7 protein-coding genes and 3 pseudogenes are annotated in these 11,230 nt (G+C 70.1%); 7 read left to right on the top strand and 3 right to left on the bottom strand.

Annotated features, from left to right (window positions below; translation table 11 throughout):
* Positions 1 to 115 precede the first annotated feature (115 nt).
* Genes AB0H32_RS00050 through AB0H32_RS00040 form a run of 3 tightly spaced genes read left to right on the top strand, consistent with a single transcriptional unit; the run spans position 116 to position 3,418 of the window.
* Positions 116 to 1,306 (top strand): DUF4185 domain-containing protein, encoded by a 1,191-nt coding sequence (locus AB0H32_RS00050; protein ID WP_361111587.1) that lies wholly within the window; start codon positions 116 to 118, stop codon positions 1,304 to 1,306.
* Between the two features lie 50 nt (positions 1,307 to 1,356).
* On the top strand, positions 1,357 to 2,397 hold the full coding sequence (locus tag AB0H32_RS00045; protein WP_361111584.1) for a hypothetical protein: 1,041 nt from the start codon (positions 1,357 to 1,359) through the stop codon (positions 2,395 to 2,397).
* 13 nt (positions 2,398 to 2,410) lie between these two features.
* Positions 2,411 to 3,418, top strand: a complete 1,008-nt coding sequence (locus AB0H32_RS00040; RefSeq protein WP_361111581.1) for a hypothetical protein — start codon at positions 2,411 to 2,413, stop codon at positions 3,416 to 3,418.
* A 408-nt stretch (positions 3,419 to 3,826) separates the two neighbouring features.
* Here the strand turns inward: AB0H32_RS00040 and AB0H32_RS00035 are convergent, their stop codons facing one another.
* A complete protein-coding gene (locus AB0H32_RS00035) occupies positions 3,827 to 5,491 on the bottom strand; it encodes an alkaline phosphatase family protein (protein WP_361111578.1) in 1,665 nt (554 codons plus the stop codon).
* Positions 5,492 to 5,924: 433 nt separating this feature from the next.
* On the opposite strand from AB0H32_RS00035, the gene AB0H32_RS00030 reads away from it, so the two are divergent.
* The 4 genes and pseudogenes from AB0H32_RS00030 to AB0H32_RS00015 all read left to right on the top strand — a co-directional run bounded on the left by AB0H32_RS00030 (position 5,925) and on the right by AB0H32_RS00015 (position 8,703).
* Positions 5,925 to 7,064, top strand: a complete 1,140-nt coding sequence (locus tag AB0H32_RS00030) for a PP2C family protein-serine/threonine phosphatase (RefSeq protein ID WP_361112207.1) — start codon at positions 5,925 to 5,927, stop codon at positions 7,062 to 7,064.
* 82 nt (positions 7,065 to 7,146) lie between these two features.
* Positions 7,147 to 7,494 (top strand): annotated as a pseudogene (locus AB0H32_RS00025) (PhoU domain-containing protein); the annotation flags it as partial.
* A gap of 131 nt (positions 7,495 to 7,625) precedes the next feature.
* A pseudogene (locus AB0H32_RS00020) lies at positions 7,626 to 8,021 on the top strand (tyrosine-type recombinase/integrase); the annotation flags it as partial.
* 226 nt (positions 8,022 to 8,247) lie between these two features.
* Positions 8,248 to 8,703, top strand: a complete 456-nt coding sequence (locus AB0H32_RS00015) for a hypothetical protein (RefSeq protein WP_361111575.1) — start codon at positions 8,248 to 8,250, stop codon at positions 8,701 to 8,703.
* A 96-nt stretch (positions 8,704 to 8,799) separates the two neighbouring features.
* Here the strand turns inward: AB0H32_RS00015 and AB0H32_RS00010 are convergent, their stop codons facing one another.
* Positions 8,800 to 10,986, bottom strand: a complete 2,187-nt coding sequence (locus AB0H32_RS00010) for a bifunctional serine/threonine-protein kinase/ABC transporter substrate-binding protein (protein ID WP_361111572.1) — start codon at positions 10,984 to 10,986, stop codon at positions 8,800 to 8,802.
* 10 nt (positions 10,987 to 10,996) lie between these two features.
* Positions 10,997 to 11,230 (bottom strand): annotated as a pseudogene (locus AB0H32_RS00005) (hypothetical protein); the annotation flags it as partial.

The raw sequence follows: 11,230 nt of genomic DNA, 5'->3' as shown, positions 1-11,230 counted from the left end.
CCCGGCGCCGGCGGAAGCGTGAGGAGACACGGAACACCCAGCACAGCGCCCGCGGACTGCATCCCCCGACTTGACACCGCGTTCGCCGCGGTGAGCCGCCCCTGGAGGGCCGACCATGTCCAACCCCGCACGCCCCGACCGCCTCCCGCTCACCCGCAGATCGCTGCTGAGAGCCGGCGCGGGCGTCGCCCTGAGCGCCGGCGCGCTGGGCAGCTCGATTGCCGCCGCTCCACGCGCCGCCGCGGCCCAGCTCGGCGCACCCCTGTGCGAACAGCCCGGCGACTCGGCGAGCTCGCAGGGGCTGGGATCGGGGGATCTCGCCATCCCCTACTACCGGGAGCACGACAACACCTGGGGCTACGTCTTCGGCGACTCCTTCACCGAACCAGGGTTGCGAGGCGACTACCTCGGCTCTCCGGTCATGCTGAACCAGGCCGACTTCGATGCCTCCGGCGCGACCCCGATCTCGTTCACCTGGGCCATGCCCACGGGAGGTGCCGCCCGGCAGCTCTTCGACTACCAGCACAACGCCGACAACGGGCACGGCTTCGAGGTCAGCCGCATCCCGAACGACTGCATCGAGTTCGGCGGCCGCACGTACATCCAGTACACCTCCGTGGAGGTCTGGCAGCCGCCCGCGGGCTACGACGGCTCACGGATGTCCGGCGTCGCCTACTCCGACGACCATGGCGTGACCTGGCACGACTACCCCTACCACTGGGCGGGTGACACCCAGGGGGTGAACCAGTCCATGTACGGGATGTGGTCGTTCGCGGGCATCGACCCGGACGGCTGGTTGTACATCTTCTCCAAACGCTGGAACGGCAGCCACCGCAACACCGGTGACGGCGGGGCGATCCAGCTCTTCCGCATCCGGCCGGAAGAGTTCCGCGCAGGCAACTTCGGAGCCCAGGAGAACTGGGCCTACCTCGACGCCCGCTGGCAATGGACCCGGGCAGTCCAGCCTTCGACCATCCTGTCCGGGAACAACATCGGCGAGTTCTCGGTGAAGCGCATCGGCACCACGTACTGCATGAGCTACTTCGACGTCACCGACTACTCGATCTGCACCCGCACCGCTCCCCGGCCCGATGCCGTGTGGAGCGCGCCGAAGCCGCAGATCGTCGGCAACGCCGCCTGGCCGCCGAACCACTGGGGCAAGCCCCAACTCCCGTTCCTCTACGGCGGATACATCCACCCGGGCAGCGTCGGCCCCCACTCCCTGACCTTGATCGTGTCGCAGTGGAACGGGCAGCCCGACCAGTCGCCCTACCGAGTACTGCAGTACGACGGCATCAACCCGTAGTCCGCATTCCGTATCCCCCCTTCGGCACATCCCCGGCACAGGAGGAACAGATGAGTGGCGTCCGCTTACGACGCGCAAGACCGGGCAGCATAGCCCTGCTCGCCCTCATGGTCCTGACCGCACTGAGCGGCACCCCGGCGGGCGCCCAGAGCGCAAAGCCCTTGAAGGACATCCCCGGCGCCCTGAACCACGCCGCCCCCGCCACGCTGTACTGCTCCGTCCCTCCGGAGCGGGACATCGCGGTCACCCGCAAGGTCTACGAGGTCGGCCAGCGCATGAACGTGTCCGAGAAGGTCATGCTCGCCGGCTTCGAGACAGGCTGGGTCGAATCCCGGATGAACAACCTGTCGTGCGGGGACCGGGATTCGCTCGGCGTCTTCCAGCAGCGCCCCTCGCAGGGCTGGGGCTCCCCCGAACAGGTCATGGACGTCGACTACGCGGCGGGAAAGTTCTTCGAGGTGGCCCTGCAGATGGAGCCCGGCATGGAGGGCGGCACCGCCGGGCAGCTCGCCCAGGCCGTCCAACGCTCCGCGTACCCGGAGCGGTACGACCAGGCGGAGGACATTGCCCGGGCGCTGGAGGACGAGGCGTTCCAGCCCTACGGCACGATCGGGGCGAAATACGACAGCATGGGCGGCCCTGGCGGCGTCCTCGGCCGGCCGGTCCGGGCCGAGGAGGCAGCCTCGCTGGACGGGCGCTTCCAGCAGTTCCAGAACGGGATCATCCTGTGGCGTCCGGATGTGGCCTACGCGGTCTACGGCGACATCCTGAGCGCGTTCTGGGCGACGGACGCGGAGCGGCGCTGGGGTTTCCCGACCATGGACGAGGCTGATGCGTCACGGGCGCCGGACGGGACCCGGGGGCGTTATCAGTTCTTCGAGCGGGGGCTGTTCCTGTGGTCCCCGGCCACGGGCACGCACGTCGTGCATGACGCGATCTACGACGCCTTCCATGCGGCGGGGCACGAGAGCGTCCTGGGTTACCCGACCACGGACGAGTTGGACGAGGCCGGCGGCGGCAAAGCGCAGCGCTTCCAGAAGGCCACCATCCACTGGCACCCGGACAAGGGCACCTGGATCACCGCCAACTGAACAGGAGAACTCCTTGAGGTTCCTTCACCGCACGGTGCGTCGCATTGCGGCTTTGACGCTGGCGACCCTCGCGGCCACCTTCTGCGCAGTACCGGCCGCGAGCGCGTCAACCCCCGACGAGCCGATCGGGCGGGGCGAGGTGTTGGAGCGCGCATGGTCGTGGATCGACGAACAGGTGCCATACAGCCAGACCGGCTGTCACAACAACCAGTTCGGATGCTACCGCCCGGACTGCTCGGGCTATGTGTCCATGGCCTGGCATCTGAGCAGCTCCCTCACCACCTGGGACCTGTGGAACGTCACGTTCGACATCCCGGCCGACGACTTGCAACCCGGTGACGCCCTGCTGCGGGACTCGGGCGGCACCGACCACGTGGCACTGTTCGTCCGCTGGGCGGACGCGGCCCACACCCAACCGGTGGTCCGTGAGGAGTACGACTTCGGACACGTGGCCGAGGAACAGGCCTGGACCGACGGGCTCCGCGGGTTCGCCCCCCGCCGCTACAACAAACTGGACGACCTCGTGCCGTACGGCACCATCGCGGTCAAGTACGACAGCCTGGGCGGTCCGAGCAGCCCACTGGGACGGCCGATCCGCGGCGAACGCGATGCTTCGCTGGACGGGCGCTTCCAGCAGTTCCAGAACGGGATCATCCTGTGGCATCCGGATGTGGCCTACGCGGTCTACGGCGACATCCTGAGCGCGTTCTGGGCGACGGACGCGGAGCGGCGCTGGGGTTTCCCGACCATGGATGAGGCCGATGCGTCACGGGCGCCGGACGGGACCCGGGGGCGTTATCAGTTCTTCGAGCGGGGGCTGTTCCTGTGGTCCCCGGCCACGGGCACGCACGTCGTGCACGACGCGATCTACGACGCCTTCCATGCGGCGGGGCACGAGAGCGTCCTGGGTTACCCGACCACGGACGAGTTGGACGAGGCCGGCGGCGGCAAAGCGCAGCGCTTCCAGAAGGCCACCATCCACTGGCACCCGGACAAGGGCACCTGGATCACCGCCAACTGACGCAAATCATCAGCACGTTCCTTCCCGACCAGGAGGTCCTGTTGCGTGACCGCCGACGGTGCGAGGCGGGCGGCACCACGCTGCGCCGTGCCAACGGCATCGGCGGTCTCGTGATCGTGACCATCGCCCGGTACACCTGCACCCCCGGTGGCGGTCCCAAGGTCACGCCGCCCGAGGAGCACGCCCACTCGGGCAAATCCTCCACTGCCGTAGGCCCAGCGCCTCGGCGAACCGCGCAGTGCACGGTGATCCCCCCGAGCTCCGAAAGCCCCTGGGCGATCTGCGACTTCAGGGTTTCCCCATGCGCCGGCGGCCGTGTCGTCCGCGCCCGAGGATCCGCGACCCGCGTGTGGACCGGCCAGGCTGGGGAGCCCCAGGGAGCGGCTCCCCAGCCCGCAGACCGTGAGGTCAGCGCACCGGCAGTGCGGGGGTGTGCTGGGCGCGTACGGCGTCCAGGGCCCGCGGGTCGAGACCGAGGAGCCGCAGGATGGTCGGGGCGATCTGGGTCGTCTCGACCGGGGCGGCGACCCGGACGTCGTGCGGGGTGACGGCGCCGGAGACGACGAGCGGGACGTCGAGGTCGTCGGCGTGGGCGCCGCCGTGCTCGGCGACCTTCTTCTGGCCGCCGGTGTAGACGACGCCGTATTGGGTGATGCCGAACAGGTCGGGCACGCGGGAGTCACCCGGCTTCGCGTGGAAGTACCGGGCGGAGTCCGCGCCCGCATACAGGGTCTTCAGGCCGCTCGCCGTGAAGGGCTTGGCGTTGCCGTCGATGCCGTTGCCGTTGCCGGGCTGGGCGAGCAGGTACGCCTTGGCGAAGTCGGTGGCGGCCTTCGACCGGTCGGTGAGCCAGATCAGCATGGCGTCGTCGTCCACCGCGTGCGCGACCAGGTCGCCGGAGCCCGGGTGAGCCTTCTTCCAGGCAGCGTTGAGGCCGTCCAGGAGGGGGCCGTCGTCGATGCGGGTGAGCGCCTTCGGGTCGGTCGGCGACTGGCCGTGCTTGGCGGACAGGACGACCGTGGTGCTGCCGTCCAGGTGCCGCTCGCGGAGCTCGGCGACGAACGCGCCGACTTCCCTGTCGACGAAGGCGAGGTTCTTCTCCAGCAGCGGGCCGGGCACGCCCTTTGCCTTGTAGCCCCCGGCCAGTCCGTCGGAGGTGGGCAGCTTCTGGGCGGTCGACACGGACTGGAAGTTCATGCCGAATACCGCCGGGGTGCCGACCTTGTGGGTGCCGCTGTGGTCGTTGCCGTCGATCTCGTTGAGCACGGCCTGCACCTTGTAGCCGTCGTACTGCTCGGTCGCCGCGTTGTCCTTGGTCCAGTCGTCGCCCGTGGGGTAGCCGATGGCGGTGCTGTTGATCTCGGGGGCGAACAGGTCCTGGATGCCGTTGCCCGAGGGGCCGTTGAGGATGTCGTACGCCACGTGCTTGTCGGACCACGCGGTCCGCAGCCCGGCCTTGCGGGCCACGTCGAAGACCGTGTTCACCCGGAGGTACGCGTGCGGGGAGACCGGTGCGCAGGACTTCGGGTCGACCGGCAGCTTCGTCGGGTCGATGAGGCTCGCGGCCCGACCGGTCATCTTCAGGATGCTGCCGGGCAGTCCGGTCAGGCCCTGGCCCGCGTCGATGGAGTCCTTGTTCTTGTCGAGGTCCTCGGTCAGGTCGACCTCGGCGCCGGGCTTGGCGCCCGCGCACTGGGTGGTGCCGGCCGGGAGCAGGGCGGCGTCGTAGCTGTCGTCGTAGTAGACGCCCGTGGTGCCTGGGTTGCCGCCGATGATCTGGCCGACCATGCCGGGGAACGAGTCGGAGGGGACGACGGTTCTCGCGTGCGTGTACTCCACGCCGCCGTTGGCGAGCCGGGCGAGCGCCGAGTGCGGATGGCGGGCGATGTACCAGGCCAGGTCGGACTGGTGCAGGCCGTCGACGGACAGCAGCAGGACGTGCCGGGCGGCAGGGTGCCCGGGCGTGTGCGCCGAGGCGGGCTCTATGGCCGTGGCGGTGAGCGCGCTGGAGGCGGCGATTGCGGCGGCTGCCGCAGTGACCGTACGGGCCGGACGGGCCGAGCGTCTGAACAAGGGTTCTCCTCAGGCAGTGCGGGAGGGGGGCGGCATGCGGTCCGTGCGGGGACATCCGAAGGGCATGACGTGTACGGAAGCGGACGTCCGTGCCGTATCCCGACCAAGAAACTCACTTGGACACGCAAAGCCGTGCGCAACGTGCCCGCAGCCTTCCGCGTGCTTGTCCGACCCCACGAGGAGACCCCGAGCAGACCGCTTCGTCCCGAAGCAATCGGGGCGGCCGTCTGGTCCTGACCCGCTCCTCCTCTCACTGCTGCGACGGTCCGCGGACGTCTGCGTAGGTCCGGCACTGTGCGTCGGCGCTGTCACGCACTCGGACACTCACCATGCCTGTCGGCTCTTCGACACCTGCTGGAAGGCGCGGTCCTCAGCTGGGGTTTCGCGAGGGTTCGCGAACGCCCACGTCACGGTGCAGTGTGGAGCCGTGGACATACGGCGAGGCTGGGCTGGTGTGCGGCCGCCGTGGCAGTCAAGCCATGCGCTGCTGGTGATCCCGGTCGTGCTCATCGTGGTGATCACGGCGGTGGACCAGTTGGTCCCGGCCGACATCCACCTCGGTCCGCTACTGGTCATTGCTCCTGCGATCACCGCCTCGTTCGCCGGTCCCTGGCTGACCGGGTTGATCGGGTTCCTGGCCGTGGGAGCGCAGGGCTACATCGGGTGGCACTTCGGCGTCCTGTTCTCCCGGAACGTGCTGGTGCAGATCCTCGCCCTGGCGGTGCTCTCAGCCCTGATCGTCTTCTTCTGCGTGTTGCGCGAGCGTCACCGTCGCCAGCTGGCCCAGGTGCGCTCGGTCGCCGAGGCCACGCAGCACGCTCTGCTGTGGCCCCTGCCTGGGCAGATCGGCCCGGTACAGATCGCCTGCCTGTACCTGGCCGCCGAGGACGAAGCACAGATCGGAGGTGACCTGTACGCAGCCACGTGCCTCGACAGCTGTGTGCGGGTCATGATCGGTGACGTGCGAGGCAAGGGGCTGTCCGCCATCGGCGAGGCCGCCCTGCTGATCGGGGCCTTCCGCGAGGCCGCTCACCAGCACACCACCCTGCCTGCGCTGGCCGCCGCCCTGGAACAGAGCGCGGACCGCAATCTGGCCCACTTGGAGCCCGACGGGGAGGAGGGCGAACGGTTCGCCACGGTGCTGCTGGTGGAGATGCCCGATGAAGGCCCCGTTACCAGGGTCGTCAGCTGCGGACATCCGCCACCTCTGCTGCTCAGCCACGGCAGCGCCGTGACGATTCCCGTCCATCCCGCGCCCCCGCTCGGGGTCAGCGGTCCGGTGCCGGTGGACTACACCCTCGATGTCTTCTCCTTCGCGCCCGGCGACACCCTCCTGCTCTACACCGACGGTGTCATCGAGGCCCGCGACGCCACTGGAGCCTTCTACGAGCTCGCGCAGCGGGCCGCCCAGTGGGGCGGCAGCAATCCCGAAACGCTGCTGCATCACCTCCGGCGCGATCTGCTCGCCCACGCAGGGGGCCGGCTCCACGACGACGCCGCGCTGGTCGCGCTGCGCTGCAGGCCCGGTGCAGACGCAGACCGCCCCGCTCACGGGCGGGGCAGGCGTCCGTAGGGCAGGCAGGAGCCTCCGGAACGGGTGCGGAAATCTGGCATCAGACGGTAATCGGACGCACACACTGTGAGAGGGAAACGCGATGCGCGAGGCGTATCGCGAGGCCGGCCACGCTGAGCGATGCACTGGTCGAGATGGCTCGACCGGTGGGTTACGCGCTCGGCCGGGCCACCACCGACCTCTTGGACGCCGACCGTCTGCTGGCCGAGAGCGTCATCGCGACCGATGCGAAAGTCGACGATCTTGAGCGGGATCTGGAGGACCGGGCGATCGCCGTACTGGCCCGACAGCAGCTGGTCGCCACCGACGCGCGCACCGTGGTCACCTCCCTGCGCACGAGCGCGGACCCGGAACGGTGCGGGGACCTGGCCCGGCATGTGGCCAAGCCGGCCGGGCTCCGGTTCAACGAGAGGTTCCGCGCGATCTGCACGAACTCGCCCCTGGCACCGTCGCGCCCTGACGCGGGGCCCGGGCAGGCCGAGTTCCGACCTGAGCCACCGAAAGTCGGCCATGACGGCGGTGCGCCGAACGAGCACCCGCCACGTGTGTTTCCGACAACCCGAGGAGTCGCATCGAGTTCTGCGCTCGGCGCTGTCCTCCGCGTGCCGCGAGGAGCTGGTCACGGGCAAGGTCGCCAAGCCGGTGGAGCCGCCTCGCACCGACAACCCAGAGGTCAAGGCCTGGACCCTGGGCGAGATGCTCGACTTTCTCGCCGCCTCCCGCAAGGACCCGCACCGCACGGCCTTCGTGCTCGCCATTGCCATGGGTCTCCGACGGGGCGAGATCATCGGCCTTCGCCGGTCGGACCTCGACCTCGAAAGCCGCGTCCTGTACGTCCGGCAGCAGACCCAGCGCCGCCGTGGCGTCCTCCACGACAACGATCCGAAGAGCCACCGTTACGACGACGATCCGAAGAGCCACCGTCGCCGCGTCGTTCCGCTGACCGCTCTCTGCATCCTCCACGAGTGCCTGCCGAAGTGGCGGACCCGGTACCTGGCCGAAGGGCGGCGGCAGTACTTCGTCGGCAGTACTTCCCTCTGGCGTCACAGGGTTGTTCCAGGTGGTGTGATCCCGCGGTACGTCGCCGCGACCGCAGGAGAATCGAGGCTGTACCGGACCGGGGGAAGGGGCGGGAGCCGTGGCCGCAGAGGTGTCGGGGATCTTCGAGTACAGAATCACGCACATGGTCACCAAGGAGGCCGGTGACAAGCTGACCCGGACGATTGCCCTCACCAACGCCACCACCGGCCGTCTGGAACGCTTCCGCGAGCGCAGGAACGAGTCCCACGAGACGTGCGACCACTGCGGCGCTCAACTCCTGGTCGCCCTCCCGTCGTTCGCCGAAGTCTGCCGCGAGCGGCGCATGCACGGGTGGTTGTGGAAGGTGTGTGCCCTGGCGGCGGTCCTGAGCGGCTACGGTTTCCTCCACGTGATCCGCACTGCCACGGGCACGGGATGGGGGCCCGGCACCGCCTTCACCGTGACCGGGGCCGTGACGCTCTTCCTCGCGTACCGCACGCTGATCAGCGGATTGCTCTCACGCAGCAACGGAGGGCCCGACGTCACTCGCGTCGACCGCCGGGAACACGGAAACCTCCGGCACAGCTGGACCTACGTGGAGGCAGCCGAGGATGCGTGACGCGGTCGGGCGGTCCGGCCGGCTCGTGTCGCCGCACCTGAAGTCCGGCCGTCTTCGACCGCTGAACAACGACGGTCCGCGACGGCCGTGTGCGGCTCAGGCCGTGGCGTCCTCGTACTGGCCGAGAAAGCGGAAGCGGCTGCCGGATGCCTGGAAGAGGTACAGCGCCTTCATGGTGTACCCGTTGCTCGACGACGTGTTGCGCAGCCGCTTGGTGATCCCGTGGTAGTCGATGTCGCGCAGCCGTCCCACGATCGCGCCGCGTTCCGCGCGGGACGCACCCAGCGTCGTCATCGCGCGGCCGACGAAGAGCGCCGCGTCGTAGGCCTCGGCGGAGTACCAGGGCGGGGCGGTGCCGAAGCGTTCGCGGTAGGCGGTGACGAAGGACTTCGCGGCCGTCACACGCGTCGGATCGAGGAAGGTGGTGGCGAAGACCCATCCCTCGGCGGCGGCGCCCGCCGAGGTGAGGAAGCGGGGGTCGAGAGCGCGCTGGGTGGCCAGTCGCGCCCCCGAGTAGCCGGCGCCGCGCAGCGCGAGCGCCAGTTTCGCGGCGCGCGCAGGTCCACCGGCGAACACCACCGCGTCCGCTTCCGTGTCGGATACCGACTCGGCGAGGTCACGGAAGTCGCCGGCGGCGTCGTCCTCGGCGGCGAGGGTACGCCGGGTCGTCGAGTGCCGCCCGGAGCGCATGGCCTCACTCACCCAGGTGCAGATGTTCCAGCTGAAGTCGCCCTCGGCCGCGTCGTCGATCAACAGCGTCCTGCGGGCCCGGGCGGTGCGGACGAGGTACGCGACCAGGGGCGCCGCCAAGTTGTGGTCGGGTGGCCGGGTGGCCGCGTACGTCCGGTACTTGACGGAGGACACCGAGTCGAGCCCGACCGACACGGTGACCATGGGCAGCAGTGCTCTCTGGTATTCGGCGAGGACGGCCTCGGCACAGGCGTCGGTGGTCGGCCCGATCACCGCGCGGACCCGGTCGTCGGCCGCGAGTTGCCGCGCGATCCGTTGCGCCCGGGTCGGGCTGCCCGCGTCGTCGTGCACCTGGAGCGCGAGGTCGAAGCCGCGGTCGGTACGGGAGTTGAGACGGTCGACGGCGAGCCGGACACCGTCCTCCTGGGCGAGTCCTGCCGTCTTGTGTCCTCCCGTCAGATCGGCGTGCAGGGCGACCACCAGTCGTGGAAGCCGGGTGCCGCCGCCCCGCGTCGGTGCGCGACCGGGGCGGTCCGCCGTCCACCAGGCCGCCGTCGCGCCCGCTGCCAGGACCCCGGCGGCCGATCCCAGCACCAGGAAACGGCGTCGCATGGGGCGCTTCGGCGGCTCCTGTGAGCCCGGCACGGTGTCGATGCCGGGCGGAGCACCGGACACCTCGGTCGCCTCGACGGCGGGCAGGGCGAGAGCGGTGGTCGAACGGCGAGCTATCAGCCGGGTGGACGATTCGGGCAACCAGCCCCCGCCCTCGCGGTCCCGATCGTGAGGCTCCGTTCCGTCCAGGGTTCGCCGGATGTCGGCCACGGCGGGCCGGGAGCCCGGCTCCTTCGCCAGACAGTCCCGCAGCAGCGGGAGCAATGGCGCCGGTACACCGTCCAGGTCCGGCTCGTCGTGGACCGTACGCGCCAGCATCTCGGCCGCGGAACCCCGGCCGAAGGGGCGTTCGCCCGTCGCGGCGAATGCGAGCAGACAGCCGAGCGAGAAGACGTCGCTCGCCGGGCCGATCTCCCTGCCCCGTCCCTGAGCCTGTTCGGGGGAGAGGAATCCGGGGGAGCCGACCACCATCCCGCTGGCGGTGAGCGCGGTGTCCTCCGGCATCCGGGCGATACCGAAGTCGATCACCCGCGGTCCGTCGACCGCGAGCAGCACATTGCCCGGCTTGACGTCCCGGTGCACCAGACCCGCCCCGTGCACGGCCTCCAGCGCCTCGGCGAGGCGGGCCCCCAGGAACCGCACCGAGCGGTGCGGGAGCGGCCCGCACTCCTCGACCGACTCCGCCAGTGAGGGGCCCGGCACGAACGCCGTGGCGAGCCACGGCGACTCCGCGTCCGGGTCCGCGTCGAGCAGCGGTACGACCCAGGGGCTGGCGACCCGGCCGGCCGTCTCCACCTCACGGCGGAAACGGGCCCGGAAGCCCGGATCGTCCGCATGCGCGGCGCGGATGACCTTCAACGCGGCCAGTGAGCCCGGTCCGGAGCGTGCCAGGTACACCACGCCCATGCCGCCCGCGCCCAGACGGCGCAGCAGCCGGTAGCCCGCGATCCTGGCCGGGTCGGCGCCGCGCAGCGGCTCCATCAGCGCCCCATCAGGTGGACACCTGGAACGGCGCCACGCCCTGGTACCGGAACCGGCCGCCGTCGACCTTCCACAGGTAGACGCCGCGGCCGTCGATGACCAGTGACCCGGTCTTCCTGTCGAAGGCGAAGTTCTTCGTGATCCCCTTGTACGAGGCCGCAGACCGAGCCGGAAGTCCCTTCCCCTGACCCGGCCGTGCAGCACTGCGTCGGCGGCCAGCTCCGCCACCACCTGCACCGCCTCC

Origin of the sequence: Streptomyces sp. NPDC020362 (assembly GCF_040642095.1) — a bacterium.
Taxonomy (GTDB): domain Bacteria; phylum Actinomycetota; class Actinomycetes; order Streptomycetales; family Streptomycetaceae; genus Streptomyces.
The sequence above is the reverse complement of the archived record's forward strand: the minus strand, read 5'-3'. Positions and strand labels throughout refer to the sequence as shown.

Coding starts and splice junctions, on each gene's coding strand:
- AB0H32_RS00010 (WP_361111572.1), bottom strand. CDS start 10,986: ATGGAGCCGCTGCGCGGCGCCGACCCGGCCAGGATCGCGGGCTACCGG.
- AB0H32_RS00015 (WP_361111575.1), top strand. CDS start 8,248: ATGGTCACCAAGGAGGCCGGTGACAAGCTGACCCGGACGATTGCCCTC.
- AB0H32_RS00050 (WP_361111587.1), top strand. CDS start 116: ATGTCCAACCCCGCACGCCCCGACCGCCTCCCGCTCACCCGCAGATCG.
- AB0H32_RS00045 (WP_361111584.1), top strand. CDS start 1,357: ATGAGTGGCGTCCGCTTACGACGCGCAAGACCGGGCAGCATAGCCCTG.